The organism is Clostridium moutaii, assembly GCF_041205085.1.
GTDB lineage: Bacteria > Bacillota > Clostridia > Clostridiales > Clostridiaceae > Clostridium_B > Clostridium_B moutaii.
The window spans coordinates 154920-180876 of sequence record NZ_JBGEWD010000003.1; the positions used below are offsets into that span (position 1 = coordinate 154920).

At 32.4% G+C, this 25957-nt stretch carries 25 protein-coding genes; 23 read left to right on the forward strand and 2 right to left on the reverse strand.

Annotation, left to right across the window (positions count from 1 at the left end):
- Positions 1–13: 13 nt before the first annotated feature.
- The 12 genes from smc to AB8U03_RS05165 all read left to right on the forward strand — a co-directional run bounded on the left by smc (position 14) and on the right by AB8U03_RS05165 (position 11277).
- Positions 14–3577 carry a chromosome segregation protein SMC gene (gene smc, locus AB8U03_RS05110; protein WP_369703476.1) on the forward strand — a complete coding sequence of 1188 codons (3564 nt, stop codon included), beginning with the start codon at positions 14–16 and terminating at the stop codon, positions 3575–3577.
- Between the two features lie 50 nt (positions 3578–3627).
- Entirely contained in the window at positions 3628–4539 is a 912-nt protein-coding gene (ftsY, locus tag AB8U03_RS05115; RefSeq protein ID WP_369703477.1) for a signal recognition particle-docking protein FtsY, read from the forward strand.
- A 143-nt stretch (positions 4540–4682) separates the two neighbouring features.
- Positions 4683–5018, forward strand: coding sequence for a putative DNA-binding protein (locus AB8U03_RS05120; RefSeq protein WP_369703478.1), 336 nt, complete (start codon positions 4683–4685; stop codon positions 5016–5018).
- A gap of 15 nt (positions 5019–5033) precedes the next feature.
- Positions 5034–6383, forward strand: coding sequence for a signal recognition particle protein (ffh, locus tag AB8U03_RS05125; RefSeq protein WP_369703479.1), 1350 nt, complete (start codon positions 5034–5036; stop codon positions 6381–6383).
- 68 nt (positions 6384–6451) lie between these two features.
- On the forward strand, positions 6452–6709 hold the full coding sequence (rpsP, locus tag AB8U03_RS05130) for a 30S ribosomal protein S16 (protein WP_369703480.1): 258 nt from the start codon (positions 6452–6454) through the stop codon (positions 6707–6709).
- 19 nt (positions 6710–6728) lie between these two features.
- Positions 6729–6956: a KH domain-containing protein gene (locus AB8U03_RS05135; protein WP_106008009.1), complete on the forward strand. Its 228-nt coding sequence runs from the start codon at positions 6729–6731 to the stop codon at positions 6954–6956.
- Between the two features lie 314 nt (positions 6957–7270).
- Positions 7271–7759 carry a ribosome maturation factor RimM gene (gene rimM, locus AB8U03_RS05140; RefSeq protein WP_369703481.1) on the forward strand — a complete coding sequence of 163 codons (489 nt, stop codon included), beginning with the start codon at positions 7271–7273 and terminating at the stop codon, positions 7757–7759.
- A complete protein-coding gene (gene trmD / locus AB8U03_RS05145; RefSeq protein WP_369703482.1) occupies positions 7750–8475 on the forward strand; it encodes a tRNA (guanosine(37)-N1)-methyltransferase TrmD in 726 nt (241 codons plus the stop codon). Before rimM ends, trmD begins: the two co-directional genes overlap by 10 nt.
- A 132-nt stretch (positions 8476–8607) precedes the next feature.
- Entirely contained in the window at positions 8608–8955 is a 348-nt protein-coding gene (rplS, locus tag AB8U03_RS05150; RefSeq protein WP_369703483.1) for a 50S ribosomal protein L19, read from the forward strand.
- Positions 8956–9005: 50 nt separating this feature from the next.
- Entirely contained in the window at positions 9006–9530 is a 525-nt protein-coding gene (gene lepB / locus AB8U03_RS05155) for a signal peptidase I (RefSeq protein WP_369703484.1), read from the forward strand.
- 15 nt (positions 9531–9545) lie between these two features.
- Positions 9546–10388, forward strand: a complete 843-nt coding sequence (gene ylqF / locus AB8U03_RS05160) for a ribosome biogenesis GTPase YlqF (protein ID WP_369703485.1) — start codon at positions 9546–9548, stop codon at positions 10386–10388.
- A gap of 46 nt (positions 10389–10434) precedes the next feature.
- Positions 10435–11277: a ribonuclease HII gene (locus AB8U03_RS05165; RefSeq protein WP_369703554.1), complete on the forward strand. Its 843-nt coding sequence runs from the start codon at positions 10435–10437 to the stop codon at positions 11275–11277.
- A gap of 27 nt (positions 11278–11304) precedes the next feature.
- Here AB8U03_RS05165 and AB8U03_RS05170 read toward each other — a convergent pair whose 3' ends face one another.
- Together AB8U03_RS05170 and AB8U03_RS05175 are read right to left on the reverse strand one after the other, a co-directional pair.
- Positions 11305–11673, reverse strand: coding sequence for a YraN family protein (locus AB8U03_RS05170; protein ID WP_369703486.1), 369 nt, complete (start codon positions 11671–11673; stop codon positions 11305–11307).
- A 626-nt stretch (positions 11674–12299) separates the two neighbouring features.
- Positions 12300–13820: a YifB family Mg chelatase-like AAA ATPase gene (locus AB8U03_RS05175; protein ID WP_369703487.1), complete on the reverse strand. Its 1521-nt coding sequence runs from the start codon at positions 13818–13820 to the stop codon at positions 12300–12302.
- 141 nt (positions 13821–13961) lie between these two features.
- Between AB8U03_RS05175 and dprA the strand changes: the two genes are divergently transcribed.
- The 11 genes from dprA (at position 13962) to rseP (ending at position 25936) form a co-directional block, all read left to right on the forward strand.
- Positions 13962–15059: a DNA-processing protein DprA gene (gene dprA / locus AB8U03_RS05180; RefSeq protein ID WP_369703488.1), complete on the forward strand. Its 1098-nt coding sequence runs from the start codon at positions 13962–13964 to the stop codon at positions 15057–15059.
- A 237-nt stretch (positions 15060–15296) separates the two neighbouring features.
- Positions 15297–17420: a type I DNA topoisomerase gene (gene topA / locus AB8U03_RS05185; RefSeq protein ID WP_369703489.1), complete on the forward strand. Its 2124-nt coding sequence runs from the start codon at positions 15297–15299 to the stop codon at positions 17418–17420.
- 310 nt (positions 17421–17730) lie between these two features.
- Positions 17731–18507, forward strand: coding sequence for a GTP-sensing pleiotropic transcriptional regulator CodY (gene codY, locus AB8U03_RS05190; RefSeq protein ID WP_369703490.1), 777 nt, complete (start codon positions 17731–17733; stop codon positions 18505–18507).
- Positions 18508–18673: 166 nt separating this feature from the next.
- Positions 18674–19378 carry a 30S ribosomal protein S2 gene (rpsB, locus tag AB8U03_RS05195; RefSeq protein ID WP_369703491.1) on the forward strand — a complete coding sequence of 235 codons (705 nt, stop codon included), beginning with the start codon at positions 18674–18676 and terminating at the stop codon, positions 19376–19378.
- 244 nt (positions 19379–19622) lie between these two features.
- Complete coding sequence (gene tsf, locus AB8U03_RS05200) at positions 19623–20543, forward strand: translation elongation factor Ts (RefSeq protein WP_369703492.1); 921 nt, start codon at positions 19623–19625, stop codon at positions 20541–20543.
- Between the two features lie 99 nt (positions 20544–20642).
- Positions 20643–21356 carry a UMP kinase gene (gene pyrH, locus AB8U03_RS05205; protein WP_369703493.1) on the forward strand — a complete coding sequence of 238 codons (714 nt, stop codon included), beginning with the start codon at positions 20643–20645 and terminating at the stop codon, positions 21354–21356.
- Between the two features lie 18 nt (positions 21357–21374).
- The gene (gene frr / locus AB8U03_RS05210) at positions 21375–21932 is read left to right on the forward strand and encodes a ribosome recycling factor (RefSeq protein WP_369703494.1); all 558 of its coding nucleotides are present in this window, start codon (positions 21375–21377) and stop codon (positions 21930–21932) included.
- 83 nt (positions 21933–22015) lie between these two features.
- Positions 22016–22783 carry an isoprenyl transferase gene (locus AB8U03_RS05215; RefSeq protein WP_369703495.1) on the forward strand — a complete coding sequence of 256 codons (768 nt, stop codon included), beginning with the start codon at positions 22016–22018 and terminating at the stop codon, positions 22781–22783.
- A gap of 40 nt (positions 22784–22823) precedes the next feature.
- Complete coding sequence (locus AB8U03_RS05220; protein WP_369703496.1) at positions 22824–23621, forward strand: phosphatidate cytidylyltransferase; 798 nt, start codon at positions 22824–22826, stop codon at positions 23619–23621.
- Between the two features lie 122 nt (positions 23622–23743).
- A complete protein-coding gene (locus tag AB8U03_RS05225) occupies positions 23744–24901 on the forward strand; it encodes a 1-deoxy-D-xylulose-5-phosphate reductoisomerase (RefSeq protein ID WP_369703497.1) in 1158 nt (385 codons plus the stop codon).
- A gap of 24 nt (positions 24902–24925) precedes the next feature.
- Positions 24926–25936 (forward strand): RIP metalloprotease RseP, encoded by a 1011-nt coding sequence (gene rseP, locus AB8U03_RS05230; RefSeq protein ID WP_369703498.1) that lies wholly within the window; start codon positions 24926–24928, stop codon positions 25934–25936.
- Positions 25937–25957: the final 21 nt, after the last annotated feature.

Below are 25957 nucleotides of genomic sequence, written 5' to 3' on the forward strand. Positions count from 1 at the left end.
GAGTGTCTATTTTATGTTTTTAAAAACTATTGGTATAAGGGGATTTAAATCCTTTGCAGATAAGACGGAATTGACATTTACAGATGGAATCACGTCTGTTGTAGGGCCAAATGGAAGTGGAAAAAGTAATATTTCAGATGCAGTTAAATGGGTGCTTGGTGAACAGAGTATAAAAAATTTAAGAGGAGGGAAAATGGAAGATGTCATTTTTGCTGGAACTCAATTTAGAAAACCAGTGGGATTGTGTCAAGTTTCTCTCACCTTGGATAATGTAGACAGGAAGCTTCCCATTGATTATTCCGAGGTGACTATTTCAAGAAGACTTTATAGATCTGGAGAAAGTGAGTACTATATAAATAATACCCAATGTAGATTAAAAGATATAAATGAACTTTTTATGGACACGGGTATAGGAAGAGAAGGATATTCTATAATAGGACAGGGAAATATAGAGTCTATTTTAAATGGCAAGCCAGAGGATAGAAGGAGCATTCTAGAGGAAGCAGCGGGAATTGTTAAATTTAGATGGAGAAAAGAAGAAGCAGAAAAAAAACTTGAAAACACCCATATGAATTTGCTGAGAATAGGGGATATTTTAGAAACCTATGAAAAAAGATTGGAACCCCTTGGGATTGAAAGGGAAAAGGCTGATAAATTTTTAAAATTATCCAAGAATCTAAAGGAAATGAGGATAAATGTATTAGTTCATTCTATTGAAAAAGTAGAAGATAAAATATGTAAAATAAAAAGATCTGCAGAGCAGGTTGAATATGATACTAAAGAATTAAATGAGAAATTTGCCAAGTTAAAATCTCAGGTAAATCAATGGAATGAAGAGATGGAGAACTTTAATGTGGAAAATTCCACTTATAAAAAAAATTATTATGACAACAGAGAAAAAGTTCAAAAAATAACCAGTGAAGTAAAGCTTTTAACACAACAAATAGAAAATATAAAGAGAATTATAGAAAAGAATACTTTGGAATTGGGTGAAATAGAAAATAAAAGGAATCAAAGTATGCAGCAAAAAGATGCACAGTGTGAAAATCTTTCTAAATTGAAAATTGGTAAAAGAGAAATAAATTATAAATTGTCAGAATATGAGAACATTATAAAAAATACTGAGGAAAAAATAATTGAAAAGGAAAACTCATATAAAAATCTCAAAGAGGATGAGATAGAACATTTAAGGAGCATTTCCAATTTAAAAAATGCTATAACTTCTATTAAAAAAGATGTAGCTGATATGTCAGAAAAAATTAGAAGTATGAAAACTTCCTGCGAAAGCTACAGTCATTCCATTAAAATAAATTCCAGCACTAAGGACATGATGCTTTCTAAAGTGTCAACCATAAGGAATACTGTAAAAGGCTATCAGTGTAATATTGATGAAAACAGGGAAAAGGTTTTAAGGGTGAATGCTGCTTTTTTATCTCAAGAAAAAAGATTGAAAGAATTAAATGCGGCTTACAATAAGTCAGAGGCAAATTATGCTATGCTGATAAATCTTCAGGAGCATTATGAGGGGTACAATAGGTCAGTTAGGACACTCATGGGAGAAATAAAAAAGGGTAAAACAAGATTCACTGAAAATGATTGCTTTTTAGTAGGTGAAGTTATAACATTGCAAAAAAGATTTGAAACTTGTATAGAAGTTGCTCTGGGAAGTGCCATATCCAATATAATAACTAAAAATGAAATTATGGCTAAAACTCTTATAAAATATTTAAAAGACAATAATATAGGAAGAGCTACTTTTTTACCTCTTACCATAATTAAGGGAAGAAAAATATTGGATAAAGATAAATTTAAAAATATAAGAGGATATATAGGCATTGCAAGTGAGCTTTTGGAATGTAAAGAAGGATTTAGAAATGTTATGGAATATATATTGGGAAGGACAATAATCTGCAGTGACATGGACAGTGCCCTTGAAATAGCTAAATCCAGTGGATACAGATTTAAAATAGTTACTCTTTTGGGAGATGTAGTAAATCCTGGGGGATCGCTTACAGGAGGCAGCCTTCAAAGGAGAAGCAGTAATATAATAGGGCGAAAGAGGGAAATAGAGGAGACCTCAGTCAAGATAAAAGATATACAAGGTTATATAAAAAATTCAAATGAGAAAATAGATGAATACAAGGAAGTTATAGAGAAAAAAAATGAAGAAAATTTAGATTTAAAAGATAAAATTTATGCCCAGAATATAGAATTAACTAAATTACAGGGAGAAATAAATAGTATAGAAAATGAGAACTCAAAATTATTAGAAAATATAAAGATATCAAATAGGGAAATAGATATGGTTTCTAAAAATAAGAGTGTTAATTTAGATAAATTGCAAAAAGAAGAAATCAATTTAAAAATTCTCTATAAAAAACAGACTAAAAATAATGAGCATATTTTACAGATGGAAGAGGAATTAAAAAATAAAAGATCAGATATTGAAAATACAAGAGAAAAACTTACCCAATTAAAAATAAAAAAGGCTCAGACTGATGAGAGTATTTTAAGCAGATCTCAGGAATTAAAAAGATTGACGGATGAAATAGAGGAATTAAACCTGCGTAAATCCAATATAAATGGTGAAGTTGAAAATCATAAAAAAAATATACATAGTTGTGAGTTAAAAGTAAATGCAAATTTAAAATATGTAGATGATGCAAAAATAGAAATAGAAAAGTTGCAGAAGTATATGGAAGAAAATGATGCAAAGACCATAAAATTAAGAGATAGTATAAAAATTTATAATGAAAAATTAGAAGATCTAACTCTTGTAATAAATAAAAAAGAACAGGGGATCCATAAAATACAATTATCCCTTACTAAATTTTTAGCAGAAAAAGATAATATGGATTCAAAGCTGAAAGAAGATATGGAAATTACTTACGAGGATGCTCTGAAATATAGAAAAGATATAGAAAATTTAAATGAGTACAAGGAGGAAATATTAAATCTGAAAAACAGTATTTCCAATCTGGGAACAGTTAATGTAGGAGCTATAGAGGAATATAATGAATTAAAAGAAAAAGTAACATTTTTAAGTGCCCAAAAAGAAGATCTTGTAAAGTCAAAAAATGAATTGAAAAATGTAATAGATATGATGACAGAAAAAATGAAAATTTTATTTAAAAAAAATTTTAATAAATTGAGAGAAAATTTTAATTACATTTTCAGAGAATTATTTAATGGAGGGAGTGCGGATTTGATACTTGTAAATGGAGATGAACTTACTGCAAATATAGACATAACTGTACAGCCTCCAGGTAAAAAACTGCAAAATATAAATCTTTTATCAGGTGGTGAAAAGGGACTTTCTGCTATAGCTCTGTTATTTGCCATACTTAAGATTAAACCTACTCCTTTTTGTATATTGGATGAAATAGAGGCTGCATTAGATGATGCCAATGTGTCAAGATATGCAAAATTTCTTAAGAAATTTTCCGAGAATACTCAATTTATCATCATAACCCATAGAAAGGGAACTATGGAAGTAAGTGATGTGATGTACGGAGTTACCATGGAGGAAAAAGGTGTTTCAAAGATAGTTTCTGTAGATTTGGAAGAGGCTTCTTAAAAACGTATGTTTCAGAGCAAATATATAAAAAATGGGAAGGTAGATAGAAAATGTTTAAAGAAATTTTCGATAAATTAAAAAATGGTCTTGAAAAAACTAAAAACAATTTAACCGGGAAAATAACGGGTATGCTCAGCAGAGCTGTAACTATAGATGAGGAACTTTATGAACAGTTGGAAGAGATACTTATAACTGCAGATATAGGTGTGGAAACTACAATGTATATTATAGACAGACTGAAAGAGAAAATAAAGGAAGATAAAATCAAGGATCCTAATTTATTAAATGATTGTTTAAAAGAGATTGTCATAGAGATATTAGGGGATGAAGAAAACAGCATTTTACCTGAGCAAACTCCGGAGATAATTCTGGTAGTGGGCGTAAATGGGGTTGGGAAAACCACTTCTATAGGGAAAATGTGTTATAAGTTAAAGGACAATGGATACAAGGTAATTATGGCTGCGGCAGATACATTCAGGGCAGCTGCCATAGATCAACTGGAGGTATGGAGCGAAAGGGCCGGCGTTGAAATAATAAAGCATCAGGAGGGTTCGGATCCAGCTGCGGTTATATTTGATGCCATTCAGGCATCAAAAGCCAGAAAAGCAGATGTACTTATATGTGATACAGCAGGCAGGCTTCACAATAAAAAAAATTTAATGAATGAACTTGGAAAAATAAACAGGGTAATAGAAAGAGAGTACAAAGAGGCTTTTAAACAGACCTATCTGGTATTGGATGCAACTACAGGACAAAATGCAGTTCAGCAGGCAAAGCAGTTTATGGAGGTATGCCCTGTAGATGGTATAATACTTACGAAACTAGATGGCACTGCCAAAGGAGGAATTGTAATATCCATAAAGCACAGTTTAAATATACCGGTAAAATTAATAGGAGTTGGAGAGGATATTTATGATTTACAGGAATTTAAAAGCAAGGATTTTGTAGAAGCACTATTTTAAACCTGTTAAGTAAAAATACTTGACAGCACTTATTAATTTTGATATTATGTATTTTGTCAAGAAAATAATTTTAGTTTAGTCAGGAGAATCAAATCGGTTATTTGATATTGATTATTTATTTGATTGAGTGAAGAGAGGGTATTATGGAAGAGAGAATACAGCTTTCCATATTACTTGATATATATGGTGAGCTTTTGACAAAAAAACAGAAAAATGTAATGGAACTTTACTATGATGAGGATTTATCTTTAAAAGAAATAGCAGAACACACTAATACAAGCAGGCAGGCAGTATATGATATTATAAAAAGATGTCATAAGCTTTTATTACAGTATGAGGATAAACTTCATGTGATGAGAGAAAAAAAGAGCTTAGAAGAGAGTAAAGAATCTATTTTGAATTTTATAGATTCTCTCAGTTGCAGTGAAAATCAGAAAGCTTTAAATAAAATAAAAGATTATGTAATAGAGAATATTTAATTTAGGAGGATTAGCATGGCTTTTGAAGGATTAGCATCTAAGCTTCAGGAAACACTAAAAAAGCTTAGGGGTAAAGGTAAACTTTCTGAAAAAGATATAAAAGATGCTATGAGAGAGGTAAAGCTAGCACTTTTGGAAGCAGATGTTAATTACAAAGTGGTAAAAGATTTTGTAAAGGGTGTTAGTGAAAAGTGTCTGGGAGAAGAAGTATTGAAAAGTTTAACACCGGCACAGCAAGTTATAAAAATAGTAAATGAAGAACTTACAGCTTTAATGGGAAATAGCCAGAGTTCAATTGAGTATGATTCCAGTGGATTGACTATAATAATGCTGGTGGGGCTGCAGGGTGCAGGAAAAACCACCATGTGTGGTAAATTGGCATTACAGCTTAGAAAAAGCAATAAAAAGCCACTTTTGGTAGCCTGTGATATATACAGGCCGGCTGCAATAAAACAACTTCAGGTAGTTGGAAAAGAAATAGATATACCTGTATTTTCCATGGGAGATAAGACAGCTGCAGTAGATATATGCAAAGGTGCTGTGGAGTATGCTAAAAATGATAATTTTAATGTACTCATAATAGATACAGCAGGTAGACTTCAAATAGATGAAAAATTGATGGATGAATTAGGGCAGATTAAAAAAGAGATAAATCCTAATGAAATACTGCTTGTGGTAGATGCCATGACAGGTCAAGATGCGGTTAATGTAGCTTCAAGTTTTAATGAGCAGCTTAACATAAGTGGAGTTATACTTACGAAATTAGATGGAGACACCAGGGGAGGAGCTGCCCTTTCTATAAAATCCATGACAGGTAAACCCATAAAATTTGTTGGTGTGGGAGAAAAGATGAGTGACTTTGAGGTCTTTTATCCAGATAGAATGGCTTCAAGGATACTTGGAATGGGAGATGTACTTTCCCTTATAGAAAAAGCCCAGCAATCTATTGACAAGGAAGAAGCTGAAAAGCTTGGAAATAAGATGTTAACCAAGGAGTTTAACCTTGAAGATTTTTTATCCATAATGGAGCAAACTAAGAAGTTGGGACCTATAAGTAAACTTATAGAAATGGTACCCGGGGTTAACACTAAGGAATTGCAGGGAGTTGATTTTTCAAAAGGGGAAAAAGAACTGGTAAAAATTGAGGCAATAATCAATTCCATGACTTTAAAGGAAAGAAGAAATCCATCGGTTATAAGCAGCTCTTCTTCTAGAAAGAAGAGAATAGCACTGGGATCCGGTACTACAATACAGATGGTGAATAAGCTCCTTAAGGATTTCGTCAAAATAAAAAAAATGATGAAGCAGTTCAGTGGAGCGAAAAAAGGTTTTAAAAAGGGACCATTTGGGAAATTCCCTTTTTAAATATATTGAAATATTATATAAGTGGTATATTTTCAGAGAATTTTTTACATTATAAGGAGGTGATATCAATGGCATTAAAAATAAGATTAAGAAGAATGGGTGCAAAAAAGGCTCCATTTTATAGAATAGTTGTGGCAGATTCAAGATCCCCAAGAGATGGTAGGTTTGTAGAAGAAATAGGATATTATAATCCTACAACTGAGCCAAATACTGTTAAGTTTGATGAGGAAAAAGCCGTGAAATGGATAAAAAATGGTGCTCAGCCAACTGAAGTAATTAAGAAGATTTTTGATAAATCAGGATTAAAGGATAAGCTTGGTAAGTAATTAACTGGGGGTGTATTAAGTGAAAGAGCTAGTAGAAATTATTGCTAAATCGTTAGTGGATAACCCAGATATGGTTCAAGTAAATGAAATTGTAGGTGAGCAATCTATAATTCTTGAATTAAAAGTTGCACAAGAAGATATGGGAAAAGTAATAGGTAAACAGGGAAGGATAGCCAAGGCTATAAGAACTGTTGTAAAAGCAGCAGCTATAAAGGAAAATAAAAGAGTTGTTGTGGAGATAATATAAGAGTTAGATAATCTAACTCTTATATTTGTATAAAGTGATTCTTAGGTTCAGGCGGAGTTCGTTCACAGGAAACGTCATTTCATATCTGAGCCTTAGAAGAACCTGTCCAGGTTATTAGCATTGCTTATCATCCTCCATTTTACGAAGTTGGGTGTATTAGCAATAGCGGCCATGTGATAGGCCAGGAGAATCCTAATATGCCTTGAAATTATATTATAGTGAAAAAGAGGTGAATAAATTCTGCTTATTATAAATGTGAGATTAAAAGTTAAATTGTATGAGAATTTTGTTTTTAATATGCAGAACATTGCTCTATGAAGGAATTTATAACTATAGGACAAATAATAAATACCCATGGAATAAGAGGAGAATTAAAAGTATATCCGCTGACCGATGATCTTAAAAGATTTAGCAAATTGGATCTGGTATATATAGAGGGAAAAACAGAGAAAATACTTGAATGTAAACTTCAATCAGATAGAGTCATACTTAAAGTTGAAGGAGTGGATTCTATAGAAGAAGCCCTTCCCTATAAGGGAAAGTATCTGGAAGTTCCAAGAAGAGACGCAGTTAAACTGCAGGAAGGAACATATTTTGTTACAGATATAATAGGCTGCTCAGTAGTGGATGATGAAGGTGTATTTTATGGTAAGGTAGGAGATGTGCTCCACACCCACTGTAACGATGTATATTGGATAAAAGGCAAAGATGAACTCCTGATTCCAGCTATAAAAGATGTGGTAATAAATATAGATGTGGAAAGAGAAGAGATAGTTATAAAGCCGGTGAAAACATGGATGTGAAGATAGACATACTCACTCTTTTTCCTGAAATGTTTGATGTATTTAATTATAGTATAATAGGAAGAGCATTGAACAATAATATTTTGGATATAAACACTGTTAATATAAGAGACTTTACTAAAGATAAACACAAGAAGGTAGATGACTATCCATATGGCGGGGGAGCTGGAATGATAATGGCTGTACAGCCTATTGTGGATTGTATAAGGGAAGTAAAAACTAAAAACAGTGGAAATGTTATTTATTTAGGACCTCGTGGAAGAACTTTTAATCAATCTATTGCCAAAAAACTTTCCAGGGAAAAAGAATTGATATTTTTGTGTGGACATTATGAGGGAATAGATGAAAGAGTATATAAATACATAGATATGGAAATATCTATTGGTGATTTTGTGGTGACTGGTGGAGAAATGGCATGCATTCCAATTATAGACAGTATATGTAGAATGGTGCCCAATGTACTATCCAGCACGGAAAGTTACACAGAAGAATCCTTTTATAATGGATTGCTTGAATATCCACAATATACCAGGCCAGAATGTTTTCAAGAGGATAGTGTACCTAAAATTCTTTTGTCCGGCCATCATGAAAATATAAGAAAATGGAAGAGGGCAAAGTCTCTTATAATGACCAGGGATAAAAGACCGGATTTATTTGAAAAAATTTCATTATCAAAAGAAGATCAAAAACTTATAGAGTTATATAAAGAAAAATAAGCACATATTAATTATATGTTGAAAATAAGATGAAAATGTGTTAGAATTTCTTTGTGCTACACAGGCGTTCCGCTGTCTGCAAATTGTTGTGCTGGATAAGAACGTTGAATAATTATTAGGAGGTAATGCACAGTGTTAGATATAATAAAACAGATAGAAGATAAACAAATCAGAACAGATTTGCCAGCTTTTAATGTAGGAGATACAGTAAAAGTTCATGTAAAGATTAAAGAAGGAAATAGGGAAAGAGTACAGGTTTTTGAAGGTGTAGTTTTAAAGAGACAAAATGGTGGAATAAGAGAAACCTTTACAGTTAGAAGAGTTGCCTATGGTGTAGGAGTTGAAAGGACATTTCCGGTTAATTCTCCTATAATAGATAAAATACAGGTAGTTAGAAGGGGTAAAGTAAGAAGAGCAAAATTATACTACTTAAGAGATAGGGTAGGTAAAGCAGCTAAAGTAAAAGAAATATTAAGATAAGAGGGGCTTTATAAAGTCCCTTTTTTTCCATATTAAGGAGGTGCAAAATTTTGGCCAAAGAATTGATAGAAATAGGTAAATCCATATTGATAGCTATTATAGCAGCATTTTTAATTATAACATTTATATTTGAAACTGTAAGCGTGGACGGACATTCTATGGATCCAACTTTAAATAACGGAGATCGGTTAATTGTGGAGAAAGTAAGCTATTACTTCAGAGCTCCCAAGCCTGGTGACATAGTGGTAATAAAATATCCTGCTAATCCAAAGGAAAAGTTTATCAAGAGAGTAATAGGAGTTGGAGGGGACAGAGTAAAGATTGAAGATGGAAAGCTATATGTGAATGATGTAGCAAAAAATGAACCCTATATATTGGAAACTATGACAGGAAATTTTGATGAGGTTACAGTACCTCAAAATACAGTGTTTGTACTTGGAGATAACAGAAATAACAGCAGAGACAGTAGATACCCTGATGTGGGTTTTGTAAGTTATAAAATGGTGGTTGGAAGAGCAGCATTTAGGTTGTATCCTTTTAGCAGAATGGGAAAGTTAAGTTCAGTTCAAAATTAGAGAGGAAGAAATTATATGGCTATAAATTGGTTTCCAGGACATATGGCTAAAACTAAAAGAGAAATAAAAGAGAACCTTAAATTGGTAGATGCAGTCATAGAAATGAGGGATGCTAGAATAATAAGATCTAGTAAAAACCCGGATATAGAAGATATCTGTGGTTCTAAACCAAGGATAATACTTTTGAATAAAAGCGATCTGGGGGAAGAAAGTATAACCAGATTGTGGATAGAACATCTTTCAAAAGAAAATATAAAGGTTTTATCAGTAAATTGTAATACTGCACAGGGATTAAAAAATATAAAGATTGTCTTGAATCAGCTTTTAGAGGAAAAACATAATAGAATGAAAGAAAGAGGTATTTCTAAAATAACTGATAGGGCAATGGTAGTTGGAATACCTAATGTGGGAAAGTCTTCCCTAATAAATAAATTGGCTAGGAACAAAATAGCTAAAACAGGGGATAAACCTGGAGTTACCAAGAGCAAGCAGTGGATTAAAACTGAATTGGGGATAGAACTTATGGATACTCCTGGAATATTATGGCCAAAACTTGAAAGTGAGGAAACCAGGTTCAATTTAGCTTTTACTGGGGCAATAAAGGATGAAATTATGGATATAGAAGATTTGGCATTAAATCTCATAAAATTTTTATGTGAATATTATCCTGATAGATTGACAGCCAGGTATAAACTTGATAAATTAAGCGAAAAACCATGGGAAAATATTGAAATTATAGCTAGAAAAAGAGGGGCTATAATTTCTGGCGGCGGAGTAGACTACAATAGGGTGGCTGTATTGATTTTAGATGAATTCAGGGGAGGAAAACTGGGACCTATTTCTCTGGAAAGACCATAGATGATTTTGAAAGGTGTATTTTTATATGATTGAAAATGAAAAGAATATGGAATCAGATGATATTGGAATAGATGATTTTATCTGGAGTAAATTAGACGATTTTAAATTTGAGGAAATAAAAAGAAAAGTGGACTGTTTAAAGAAAGATTATTTTGATTTAAAAGAAGATAATATAATTAAAATTCTAGAAAGCCTAAAACTTGATACAAGAAAAAATGTAAATAATTTATCTTCAAATTTTTATAATTTTATCATGAATAGAAAAAATGAAATAGAAAGAGTTAAAAATATGTATTTATTTGATAAGAAGTTTGGTAATTATCTGTATACTGCAGGAACAGATGAAGTTGGAAGAGGACCACTGGCAGGGCCAATAGCCGCTGCCGCGGTGATATTGAATTTAAATTATAAAGATGATAGGGAGTTTATTTTAGGTATAAAGGATTCAAAAAAACTTACATCAAAACGAAGACTTCAGCTTTCAGAAGAAATAAAACACAGGGCCTTAGATTATAATATTTCAGTTATAAATAATACGGAAATAGATAAAAGAGGAATTTCCTGGTGCAATAATGAAGTTTTAAAAAGAGCTGTAGAAGGTTTGAAGCTGCCTGTAGATATGGTTTTATCCGATGGATATGCTATAAAAAATTTATTTAACAACAATGAATTTATAATAAAGGGTGATGCCAAAAGTGCAAGCATAGCGGCAGCTTCTATTATAGCCAAGGTCTACAGGGATAGTCTTATGGAAGAATATTCGCATATATACACTAAATATGGCTTTCACCACAATTCCGGCTATGGAACTAAAGAACATATAGAGGCTATAAAAAAATATGGAATCTGTAAAATACATAGAATGAGCTTCTTAAAAAATATAATATAAATTCAATATGCATTAAAAATAGTTAAACTATATCTGAAAGGCATCTTTAATAAGTTTTATGGATGGAATATTGTTGTGGGTATTAAATATTATCTCTATGACGTCAAATCTAAAATTAAATTTAAATAGTTTTTTTTTCATTATATATACATTAGCCGTTTTGTATATTTTAAGACATTTAGGGTAATTTACAGCTTCACAAGGACTCCCATATAGTTTCCCATAACGAGATTTAACTTCTATAAAACAAAGATAATTTCCATCCTTTCCTATAATATCTACTTCACCTGTTTTACATCTGAAATTTCTTTCTAATATTATATATCCAATTTCTCTTAAATAATTTTCAGCTACATCCTCACCCAGGGAACCTATATCCTTATTGAAAGAATGCATAAAATTTCCCCTTCCTATTTTTAAAACTTTTTATTATTATATCATTTATAGTAAAGACTTGCATTACGGTATTTGGTTTTGAAAATTAAATTTCATGTATAGGTTTTCTCATCTGTGTATATTTATGGAGCTTGCTTTTAAGTCACTGACAAGGGTTGGTATATATATATTTATGCAAATCAACAAGAAGAATATGGAAAGCACGCCTCCGATACTTATAATATCATTATTTCTTATATTAATTCCAATTAAAATTAATGTGATACCTATAATTAGACCCAGTATAACCAGAAAAAAATACATATAATATACCTCCATTCGTAATATAGTCAAAGATCAAGTGATTCTTGGGTTAAGATGGAGTTTTCCCATAGGGAACGCTCCACATATGAACCTTATTAACAGTATTCTTAGTGCCTTTAGCACTTAGAATACGTTATCCTTTAGGGGAAGAATTTATCCGGGGCGTAGTATTGCTTAATCACCACCTTGTGAAGTGTGGGGGGGTAGCAATGTAGCCATGGGATAAATTTAGATTACCTATATTATACAATTTTTGTAAGTATAAATAAAGGAATTTTTTCAATAAAATAGAAATCAAAATAAATATATAATTGTTTAATGTGCTATATGAAATCTTCATTTATAAATTTCCTATAGCAAAGTGCTTCAATTAAATGAGATTCATTTATGCATGCACTGTTGTCTAAATCCGCTATTGTTCGGGATATCTTTAAAATTTTACTGTAGGCTCTAGTGGTTAAATTATATTTAGAGTAGACTTTTTCAAGTATCTCCGTGGATTTTTTATTGAGTTTACAATATTCTTTTATGAGAATGCTATTCATTTCTGAATTACAGTATATACCTTGATTCTTGAATCTTTTCTTTTGAATTTTTCTGGCCCTTTCCACCCTTTCTCTGATTAACTTGGAGAATTCACTTTTTTTGTAATTTTGAATGTCCTTGAAATCCAGAGAATTTACAAAAGTAAATAGATCTATTCTATCAATGATGGGACTGGATAATTTTGATATATATCTTCTCCTTTCATACTCTGTACATGTGCAATGTTTTTTAGAAGCAAAGTTTCCGCAGGGGCAGGGATTAGTGGCCATGATAGTCATGAAGTTACATGGAAAAGAAACTCTGCCGGAGGCCCTGTTTATTATTATTTTCTTTTCTTCCAAAGGCTGTCTTAAAACTTCAAGCACATTTTTTTTGAATTCAAGTATTTCATCTAAAAAGAGTATTCCATTGTGGGCAAGGGATATTTCACCGGGCATTAAATTACTCCCGCCGCCAACTAGAGAAATAGTTGTACTGGTATGATGGGGGTTTCTAAATGGAGGCTTAGTTATAAGTCCTTCATTTATGCTTAAATTTCCAGTTACACTGTATATTTTAGTGACTTCTAGTGATTTTTCATAACTTAGATCCGGAAGTATAGTAGGAACTCTTTTAGCCATCATGGTTTTACCTGAACCAGGCGGGCCTACCATAATTATGTTGTGGTTTCCAGCAGCAGCTACTTCTAAAGCCCTCTTGCAGCTTTCCTGTCCAAATACATCTGAAAAGTCTGGAGAGGTGTGTGAAGATTTTGACAACATCTTCTTATGCTTATAGGGCAGTAAGTCCCTATATTTTATAAAATATACTATTTGTTTTAGATTCTCAAAGGCATAGCAGTTGCTGCCTTTTATTGAAGAACATTCTTCTGCATTTTCAAGAGGAACTATGAAGTTTTTAATATGATTTTTGATTCCTTCTAATGTTATTGGAAGTACTCCTCTTACTTTATTTAAATTGCCGGACAAAGATAGTTCACCAAGTATCAAAAATTTTTCCCAGTCATAAAATTTTATCTGTCCTGTGGATATCAATATACCTATGGCTATAGGCAAGTCAAATAAGGATCCCGCTTTTTTCATATCTGCAGGAGCTAAATTTACTACTATTTTTTTTACAGGAAATTCAAATCCGGAATTTATAATGGAAGCTTTTACCCTTTCTTTAGATTCCTTTACGGAAGTATCTGCTAAGCCAACTATATTGAAGGAAGGGAGGCCTCTCTCAATGTCCACTTCTACTGATACTATACTTCCTTCTATGCCCAAAAAGGAAGATGTATTTAATTTAACCGCCATGTCATTATCACCTCTGCTTAATTCTTGACAATAACATTTTGTTTTAAACTTTTAAAAATAAAACACTATGAAGTCTGAATAAAATAATTGGATTATGAACATAATTTTTACATAATTATAGTTATAGGATGTGAATTGTTTATGGACATATATGATCTGTGGTTTGCTTCTGCTAAAATATCTAGTAAAATAAAAAATAATATTTTGAATAAATTTAAAAGCACAAGACAAATATATATGCATAGTATTTATAATAACAATTCTATGTTTTTAGGCGGAGATTGTAGTAGAATATATGGGGAATTGAGAAGAGCCTGGAATATAGACGAATTGAAAAGTTTAATACAGTATTCTTTAAAGGAAGGTATTGAAGCTGTAAATTCCTGTGAGGACACTTATCCTTATAGATTAAAAAATTATGATGATTCTCCAGCAGTGTTATTTTATAAAGGAAATATTAAAATCTTGGATAATGTAAGTGTGGCAATTGTAGGAGCCAGGGATTGTAGCTTGTATGGAAAAAATGTGGCTTTATTAATGGGTAAAGAAATTTCAGCAAATAACGTAAATATAATAAGTGGTATGGCAAGGGGAATTGATAGTTGTGCCCACAGGGCCGCTGTAGAAAATAAAGGATGTACCTGCGCTGTACTTGGCTCAGGAGTGGATGTTGTATATCCTAGAGAAAATAGAAAATTATATGAGGACATTTTAAAAAAGGGATGTATTATATCTGAATTTATTCCTAAAACCAAGCCGTATCCTTATAATTTTCCAATGAGAAATAGAATTATAAGCGGGTTAAGTGATGTGACAGTTGTAATTGAAGCAGGAAATAAAAGTGGTGCTTTAATAACAGCAAACTGTGCACTAGAACAGGGAAAAGATGTCATGGCAGTGCCGGGTTCCATATTTTCTTCTAAAAGCAAAGGAACAAATACACTTATAAGAGAAGGTGCCCACGTATTTACCTGCATGGAGGACTTATTTTATATGTTGCCTATGGAATATATGAAAAAAAAATGTATAAAAAACTATGAGCTAAATGCTTCAGAGGAAAAAATATGTAGACTTATTGGGAACATTCCAATACATATAGATGAAATATGCAGAATAACTGGTGTTGACATAAAACGATTATATGAGTTATTATTTGAATTGCAGTTAAAAGGTGAAATAATATGTCTTCAGGGAAATTATTATGCAAAGATTGAAAGTAATGAAGATATTATCAAGTGATTCTTAGGTACGGTGAAATCTTCTCATAAGAAATGCTGAACCTTAGAGAAACTTATCCAGGGGCCTAAGCATTGCTTATTTTCACACTTCAAAGAAGTTGATGACTTAACTGATGATAGTCGTCGGATAAAATAACTGAAATAACATAGTATATTTATATAGTTAAAAAAATAAGTTTGATGGTTAAATAAGGGGGTGTAGACTCTGGTGTGAATTTAAAAATATCCAGAGCATAAGATGGGACAAAAATTAGTTATAGTTGAATCACCTGCCAAGGCTAAAACTATAGGAAAATATTTAGGAAAAAATTATGTAGTGGAAGCTTCTATGGGTCATGTTAGAGATCTTCCGAAAAGTCAATTGGGAGTTGATATAGATAATGAATACAATCCTAAGTATATAACGATAAGAGGAAAGGGAGAACTCTTAGACAAACTCAAAAAAGAGGCAAAAAAAAGTGAAAAAATATATTTGGCGACAGACCCTGATAGGGAAGGAGAGGCAATTTCATGGCACCTGTCTCATGTGCTTAAATTAGATGAAAGTGAAAAGTGCAGAATAGAGTTTCATGAAATTACCAAGAATGCCATAAAGAGTTCAATAAAGTCTCCCAGAACTATAAATATAAATTTAGTTAACGCCCAGCAGGCCAGGAGGGTATTGGATAGACTGGTTGGATATAAAATAAGCCCAATACTTTGGAAGAAGATCAAGTGGGGTTTAAGTGCTGGAAGAGTACAATCCGTAGCGTTAAAAATGATATGTGAAAGAGAAAAAAAGATAGTAAATTTTGAACCTAAGGAATATTGGACTGTAGAGTGTGAACTTCATAAAAAATCCACAATCAAATGCTTTAATGTAAAACTCACTACATTTGATAAGAAAAAAATTGAGATTGGTACCAAAGAAGAAGTAGATAAAATTATAAAAGATCTTGAGGAAGGGCAGTTTATTGTAAAATCCATTAAAACCACATGTAAAAATAAAACCCCGCTTCCGCCATTTATTACTAGTACTCTGCAGCAAGATGCCTATAAAAAATTAAATTTTTCTACTAAAAAAACTATGTCTGTAGCTCAACAATTGTATGAAGGAATAGATATAAAAGGTTATGGAACTGTAGGACTTATAACCTACATGAGGACTGACTCAGTGAGGATCGCAAAGGAGGCTCAAGAAGCCTGTAGGAATTTTGTGGTAAATGAGTTTGGAAAAGAATATATAGAAGAGAAACCTAGAAATTTTAAAAGCAAAAAAAATATACAGGATGCCCATGAAGCCATAAGACCTACTAACATAGAAATAACACCTGATAAGGCTAAGGGAAATTTAAAGCCAGAACAATACAAACTCTACAAGTTAATATGGAATAGATTTTTAGCAAGTCAGATGGCTTCTTCAAAAATTGATGTTACTTCCATAGATATAGTCAACAATAAGTATGGACTAAAAGTTAGTGGCTCCCAAGTAAGGTTTGATGGATTTATGAAGGTGTATGAATATACAACTGAAGATGAAAAATCCAATGGGTCTTTGCCAAAGCTTAAAGAAGGGGAACTGCTTGTTAAAAAGTCTATAGATGGAAGACAGCATTTTACACAACCTCCAGCTAGATTTTCAGAAGCTTCTCTGGTAAAGACACTTGAGGAAAATGGGATAGGAAGACCTAGTACCTATGCACCGATTTTATCTACACTTTTAGATAGAAAATATATACAGAGGGAAAAGAAAACCTTGATTCCCACTGAATTAGGAAATATAGTAAATAATATATTGAGCGAGTACTTTAAACAAATAGTAGATGTGGAATTTACTGCTGAAATGGAATCCAAACTGGATAGTATTGAAGAGGGAAAGGACAATTGGAGAAAAGTAGTGGGCAAGTTTTATGATCCGCTGAAAAAATCTATTGAAGTGGCTGAAAGAGAGGTCGCTAAAATTACCATAGAGGATAAGGTTACAGATATAAAATGTGATAAATGTGGAAGAAACATGGTAATAAAGCATGGAAGATTTGGAGACTTTTTAGCATGTCCAGGTTATCCTGAATGTAAAAATACCAAACCAATAGTGGAGGAGTTAGATGTTGAATGTCCTAAATGCGGTGGAAAAGTTTTAGTTAAGAGGAGCAGAAAGGGCAGAAAGTTTTATGGGTGCAGTAATTATCCAGACTGCAATTTTGTAAGTTGGTTTGAACCAGTCAGCGAGAAATGTCCTGTGTGTGGGAACTATATGGTAAAAAAATATAGCAAGGCCAAGGGAAACTATTTGGAGTGTTCTAACTCAGAATGTAAACACAGAGAATATAATGCTGAAGAAAATAAGGATAAAGAGGGCAAAGTAGTTGAAAAAGATGGATAAAATCTAAATAAATAAAGGGCTTGGAAGGTGAAAATACAGTTTAATTATAGGCTGCAGGTCTATATTAAGCTGTATTTTAATTATGTTAGCAAATATGGTTGAATTATAATAACTATTATGTTATCATAATTAATGGATAAAGAATAATTCTAAATATTTTAAAAAGTCTAAAATATTAATAATTGTTTGTACTACTGATATAGTCTAAAACTTTAAGAGTAAGGCCTTTTCTAATGAAAACATAATAAAATTGAAAGATGTAGTATTTATGTAGATAAAATAAAATTAGTGGTAACAAGGAGGACTATAAATGACAACACTATTAGATAAAACAAGAAAATTGAATAAGATATTACAAAAATCAGGAACAGAACCAGTAGTTTTTGATGATATATGTAAATTGTTAAGCGAAGTTTTAGGCTGTAATGTTTACATTATAAGCAGAAGAGGAAAAATATTGGGATATAATTTTCCAGATGGTTTTGAATGTGATACCGTTAAAGACAAGGTAATAAGTGAAATGAGGTTTCCTGAACATTATAACAATAAATTGCTGAATGCCCGTGAAACTCTTCCTAATTTATCCAATCATGGGATTTGTGTTTTTGAAGATGGAAGCCCCTGCAATTTGGATAATAAACTGACCACCATAGTTCCTATAGTTGGAAACAGGGAAAGACTTGGCACCCTGCTACTGGCAAGTTTTGGAGATAGGTTTATAGATGAGGATCTCATATTATCAGAATATAGTGCTACTATAATAGGACTTGAGATATTAAGGGCCAAAAACGATGAAATAGAGGAAGAAGCCAGGAAAAAGGCGGTAGTTCAATTGGCAATCGGAACATTATCCTATTCTGAACTGGAAGCAGTGGAACACATATTTAGCGAGTTGGATGGAAATGAAGGATTGCTTGTAGCTTCAAAAATAGCAGATAAGGTTGGCATAACCAGATCTGTAATTGTAAATGCACTTAGAAAATTTGAAAGTGCTGGAGTAATAGAATCCAGATCTCTTGGAATGAAGGGAACTCATATTAAAATATTAAATGAAAAATTATTGGATGAATTAAAAAAGATAAAATAAGCGAAATATAAATTAAAAACCCTAATTTTTTTATTGAATAGACACAGCCATTATGATATACTACATAAGGTAATAAAATACACACATTATCTAATTCATAATAAAGGTGCTTTAAGTGATTTATGAATATGAGGATAGTGGAGGAAAAACCTAGGAGGGAAAATAAATGTCAGTTATTTCTATGAAACAATTATTGGAAGCAGGTGTTCATTTTGGACACCAAACAAGAAGATGGAACCCTAAAATGGCTCCTTATATTTTTACAGAAAGAAATGGAATCTATATAATAGATTTACAAAAAACAGTAAAAAAGGTTGAAGAAGCTTACGAGTTCATAAAAGAAGTTTCAGAAGAGGGAAAAGATATATTATTTATTGGAACAAAAAAGCAAGCTCAAGAAGCTATTCAAGAAGAAGCAAAGAGAAGCAATATGTACTATGTCAATAATAGATGGCTTGGTGGCATGCTTACTAATTTTGCAACTATAAAAACTAGAATAGGGAAATTAGAAGAATTGGAAAAAATGGAAGAAGATGGTACTTTTGAAGTCCTTCCAAAAAAAGAAGTTATAAAATTAAAGAATGAAAAAGAAAAGCTGGAGAAAAATTTAGGCGGAATCAAGAATATGGATGCTAAAAATGTAGGAGCATTATTTGTTGTTGATCCAAGAAAAGAAAAAAATGCTATATCGGAAGCTAAGATTCTGGGAATTCCTGTAGTAGCCATAGTTGATACAAATTGCGATCCTGACGAGGTAGATTATATCATACCTGGAAATGATGATGCTATAAGGGCTGTAAAGTTAATTACATCTAAAGTAGCAGATGCTGTAATGGAAGGAAGACAGGGAGAACAATTAGCTGAAGAGTAGTTTATTATAATGAGATATATACAATAGGGGTCAAATACAAATGTGAGAGGAGTTGAAAAACCGTTATTTGGCAATTGAAATAGCATTGTAAATTGCCATATAGGGTGTAATGCATCCGAATTTAAGCCCTGGGAGTGTCAGACCTAGATAAAGTTTAGCTTTAGACATTATGAATGGGGAAATAAACCTAGGATTTTATCATATTCTATGAAATCCTATAGTTTTTAAATAACGGAATATACTTATGATAACTGCACAGATGGTAAAAGAACTCAGAGAGAGAACTGGGGCAGGGATGATGAACTGCAAGAAAGCTTTAAATGAAACCAATGGAGATACTGAAAAGGCCATTGAAATATTAAGAGAAAAAGGATTAGCTGCTGCAGCCAAAAAATCTGGCAGAGTGGCTTCTGAAGGATTGGTTAAAACCTATGTTTCAGAAGATGGTAAAGTTGCCTCAATAGTAGAGGTAAACTGTGAAACTGATTTCGTAGCAGTAAATTCAGACTTTGTAAGTTTTGTTGACAATTTAGCAAAGCAGGTAGTTGACTCCAAGTCCTCTACAGTGGAAGAACTGCTTAAAGAAAAATATATATTAGACAGTAGTAAAACTGTGGGAGAAACCTTAATAGCTCTGATTGCAAAATTAGGAGAAAATATGGCAGTAAGACGATTCAAAAAGTTTTCTGTTTCAAATGGCCTAATTGAAAGTTACATTCATGGCGGCGGTAGAATAGGAGTTTTGGTAAAACTTGAATGTCAAGATCAAAGTGAAGTTTTAAAAGAGGTCGCAAAAGATGTAGCTATGCAGGTAGCTGCTACAAATCCATTGTTTTTAGATAAAAATTCAGTAGACAATGACATCTTAGATAAAGAAAAAGATATATACAGAGTTCAAGCATTAAATGAAGGAAAACCTGAAAAAATTGTGGATAAAATAATTATGGGAAAAGTTCAAAAATACTATAAAGAAAACTGTTTGATAGAACAAGTATGGGTTAAAGATTCTGATCTTACTATTGATAAATATGTTAAGAGTAAATCAAAGGAAATTGGTTCACCGATAAAAGTGTCTGATTTTGTTAGATTTGAAAAGGGTGAAGGAATAGAGAAGAAAGAAGAAGATTTTGCCGAGGAAGTTCGTAAGCAGATAGAGGGTAAATAGTAACTGAAAAGAGAACACGGGGTGTTCTCTTTTTTTTAAGATGTGAAGAATTTGTAAATTTTAAGTTTCACTTTATGATAATTTGGAGGTATAATATATATGAGTTTAGCTAGATACAAAAGAGTAATGCTTAAACTTTCAGGAGAAGCTCTTTCAGGGAAAAATGGTTATGGAATAGATTTTGATGTAGCAAAAAATATAGCTATTGAAATAAAAGAACTTATATCCATGGGAGTATCAGTGGGAGTTGTAGTTGGCGGTGGAAACATATGGAGAGGTAGAAGCGGAAAAGGCATGGATAGAACAACTGCAGATTATATGGGAATGCTTGCTACATGTATAAATGCTCTGGCACTTCAGGATTCACTGGAGAATTTAGGGGTAAATACCAGGGTGCAGACAGCTATTGAGATGCGAGAAGTAGCAGAACCATTTATCAGAAGACGGGCAATGAGACACTTAGAAAAAAATAGAGTTGTTATATTTGCGGCAGGCACAGGGAATCCTTATTTTTCAACAGATACTACTGCAGCACTTAGAGCGGCAGAAATAGAAGCAGATGTTATACTTCTTGCAAAAAAGGTAGATGGTGTGTATGACAAGGATCCTCATAAGTATAATGACGCCAAAAAATTTGACAGATTAACCTATATCGAAGTGCTTGAAAGGGGACTTCAGGTTATGGATTCTACGGCTACATCTCTTTGCATGGATAACGATATACCTATCTTAGTATTTGGCTTGGATGATCCAAAAAATATAAGAAAGATTGTCATTGGAGAAAAAATTGGCACTCTTGTTTGTAAAGAATAAAATGAGGAGGTATTTTATATGATTAGAGATACTTTAAAAAGTGCAGATGAAAAAATGGGAAAAACTATAGAGTCTTTAAAGAAAGAACTGGCTTCCATGAAGGCAGGGAGGGCTACTCCTGCTATACTGGATAGGATAGAGGCGGAATATTATGGAACAATGACTCCGGTAAATCAAATGGGAAACATATCTATTCCAGAAGCAAGGATGCTTGTTATACAACCTTGGGATAAAAATGCATTAAAAGCTATAGAAAAGGCAATATTAAAATCAGATCTGGGTATAAACCCATCAAATGATGGAGAAGTTATAAGACTTATGATACCTGAACTTACGGAAGAAACCAGAAAAAATTTGGTTAAAAACATAAAGAAATTAGGAGAGGAATCCAAGGTAGCTGTAAGGGGAATAAGAAGAGACAGCAATGATAAATTAAAAATTTTAAAAAAAGAAAGTGATATTTCTGAAGATGAAATAAAAAAAGCTGAAGGTGAAATGCAAAAGAAAACTGATGGTTTTATAAAAAATATAGATGATATAGTTGAAAAGAAAGAAAAGGAAGTAATGTCGTTATAATAATTAAATTTTTAAAACCTGCTGCATCGCAGGTTTTTTATCAAAAGTAAAATTTAACAATGGTAATGAATGGAGATACATTTATGTTAAGATTTTTTAATACTGATAAGAAAAAAGAGTACAGTGATGAAGATATATGTATCGATTTAAATAATATTCCAAAACATATAGCCATCATAATGGATGGAAATGGAAGATGGGCAAAGGAGAGAAATCTACCAAGAACCATAGGACATAAAGCGGGAGTAGAAGCTATAAGAGAAGTTGTAAAAGAATGTAGTATTTTAAAAGTAAAATACCTTACACTGTATGCTTTTTCTACTGAAAATTGGAAAAGACCTAAAGATGAAGTAAGTGCACTTATGAAACTTTTAGTGGAATATTTAAAAAAGGAATTTAAAGAACTAGATTATAATAATGTGATAATAAATTATATTGGAGATATATCCAAGCTGCCTGATTTGTGTCAGAAGGAACTTATTATATCTCATGAAAACACTAAAAACAATACGGGATTAACTTTGAATCTGGCATTAAATTATGGAGGAAGATATGAAATAACCAGGGCCTTTAAATTGATGTATGAAGATATAAAATCGGGAAAAATAAGCGAAGAGGATATAAATGAAGAGACTATATCAAACTATATGTATACTAAAGGTATGCCTGATCCTGATCTTATAATAAGACCTAGCGGGGAACAGCGCCTCAGTAACTTTCTTTTATGGCAATGTGCGTATTCTGAATTCTGGTATTCCAATATAAAGTGGCCGGATTTTAGAAAAGAACATCTCCATAAAGCTATTTTTGATTATCAAAACAGGGATAGAAGATTTGGATCAGTAGAGTAAACACAATTTTTAGTTTTAATTTTTGCATGGAGGTGTATAAGTGAACAATAGATATTTGGGTGCATTTACGCTCATACCTTTTATTTTAATTTTATTTTTAGGTGGAGTTTACCTGAAATATGGAATTATGATTATTTCACTTATGGGGATGTATGAGTTTTATAAGGTAATAAAAGAAAAAGGTATAAATGCCATAAATATAATAGGATATTTACTGTGTATAGCATATTACATGACTTTAGGAGCTGAAGTAAACTATAAATTTATATTTTTTACTATGATGGTTTCAATGTTTATGTTATTATGTATTCCTGTCCTGGATACGGATTATAATTTTATAGATATAGCTTGCACTCTATTTGGCTTTTTATATGTGGCTTTATTTTTTAGCACCATAGTTTTGGTCAATAGTGGTTCATATGGCAATTATTTAGTATGGATTATAATCATATCTGCCTGGAGCTGTGACACGGCAGCTTATTATACAGGTAAGTTTTTAGGCAAGAGAAAACTTTGCCCAGAGGTAAGCCCTAAAAAAACTGTAGAAGGTTCTCTGGGAGGAATACTGGGAAGCATACTCATATGCGGGTTGTTTGGATATTTTGCCATTAAAAGGGGAGTACCAATAGCATTGCATCATTACTTTATAATGGGTATACTCTGTGGCTTTTTTTGTCAGTTTGGAGATTTGACTGCTTCTTCCATAAAAAGATTTGTGGAAGTAAAGGACTACAGCAATTTAATACCGGGACATGGCGGTATTTTAGACAGGTTTGACAGCATACTTTTTTCAGGAGTGATAGTAGTTTATTATTTAATGTTTATAGCCCTTATTTAAGGAGAGAAGTATATTTTATGTACTTCTCTATTATTTATTTTATAAGATAAATATGGTATAGTTAATCATGTTAAAATCTTATTTGATCTGTGGATTGGATTTAAAATAAGGAGTTGTTATTGATGAAAAAAATTTCAATACTTGGTACTACAGGTTCTATAGGAACTCAAACGCTTGATGTATTGAGAAAAGATAGAGAGAACTTTCAGCTTATAGGAGTGTCTGCAAATAGCAACGCAGAAAAGCTTCTACATATAGTTGAGGAATTTAAACCTTCATATGCAGTGTTAACTGAAAAAAAGGCTTATTTAAAGTTTAAAGAATATTTTAGTAATAAAAGTACAAATTTGAAAATATTATTTGGTACAGAAGGATTAAATACTATAGCAAGTTTACCTGAGATTGATATGGTAGTAACTTCAGTAATGGGAATGTGTGGACTTATTCCAACTATTAAAGCTATTGAATCGGGAAAAAATATAGCACTGGCAAATAAAGAGACTCTGGTGGTGGGAGGAGAACTGGTTACAAAATTGGCAGAGAAAAACAATGTGAGTTTGATTCCCGTGGATTCAGAACACGGTGCTATTTTTCAGTGCCTTCAGGGAAATAAACACAGTGATGTGGAAAATTTGCTTATAACTGCTTCAGGAGGACCTTTTAGGGGGAAAAGCAGAAAACAACTTTTAAATGTTACAGTAGAACAGGCATTAAAACACCCAAGCTGGCATATGGGCAGAAAGATTACAATAGATTCTGCTACTCTAATGAATAAAGGATTAGAAGTTATAGAAGCGCACTGGCTTTTTAATTTACCTTACGAGAAAATAAGGGTGGTAGTTCATCCCCAAAGTATAATCCACTCAATGGTAGAATATAAAGATGGAAGTGTTATGGCACAACTTGCCAGTACTGATATGAGGCTTCCTATCCAGTATGCCCTAAATTACCCTAAAAGAGGAGAAGCTGTAGTGAATAGATTGGATTTTTATAATTTACAAAATCTTAGCTTTGAAAAACCTGATATAGATACTTTTAAGCCCTTGAAATTGGCTTATGAAGCAGGAAAAATCGGTGGAACAATGCCTGCCATATTGAATTGTGCAAACGAAGAAGCTGTGGAACTTTTTCTTTCAAATAAAATTAAATTTTTAGACATAAGCTATATACTGGAAGAGTGTATGAATAAATTTTCCCCCCGAAATAATTTCCAATTGGAGGATCTGCTTCATATAGAAATAAAAGTTAAAGAATATGTAAAAACTAAATTTGGTAAATAAGAAATATGATTAGGAGGAATAAATTTGTATATAATAGCAGCCATAATAGCCTTTGGTGTATTGATTATAATTCATGAATTGGGACATTTTATAATGGCAAAACTAAACGGAGTAAAAGTGGAAGAGTTTTCTATAGGTATGGGTCCCAGGGTCTTTGGAATAAAGGGAGGAGAAACAGAATATTTGATAAAGCTGCTTCCTATTGGCGGCTATGTAAAAATGCTTGGAGATGAGGGAAAAAGTGATGATCCCAGGGCTTTTAACAACAAGAGTTCCATTAGAAAGCTCAGTGTCGTCATAGCAGGACCTATAATGAATTTTATACTGGGAGTGGTTTTGTTTTCAATTATAGCTTCTGCAAGAGGATATACATCACCAATAGTGAATAGTACACTTCCAAATCAGCCGGCAGCTGTGGCGGGTATTAAAGCAGGAGACAGAATAACTAGGGTTAATAATTCTAAAATTTCGACCTGGGAAGATTTTGTAACAGAAGTATACACTGTAGGAGGAAGTCCTATTAATATAACTTATCAGCGTCAGGGAGTGACAAAACAGGTCTTGGTAACTCCTGTAAAAGACAAGAAAGAAAATAGATATATGGTGGGAATAGAGGGCACTCAGGTAACTAGCCCCGGTTTGGGGCAATCCATATCCTATGGATTTATAGAGACTAGATCTTTAATAAAACAAACTTTTAGTTTTTTTAAGACACTATTTAGAGGTAAAGCATCAATGAATGACGTAGGCGGTCCTGTGACTATAATAAAGATTTCCGGTGCAGCGGCAAAAGCTGGTATATTGAGTTTACTTGCATTTTCTGCTTATATAAGTATACAGCTGGCTATATTTAATATAATACCATTTCCAGCACTGGACGGAGGGTATATATTCTTATTCCTATTTGAAATAATAACGGGAAGAAAAGTAGATGACAATAAAGTGGGAATGATAAATTATGTGGGATTTGCTGTACTTATGGCTCTTATGGTGCTTGTAACAGTAAAAGACATACTTTATCCTATAAAGTTTTAATGAACTAACTTGCATGTGGGG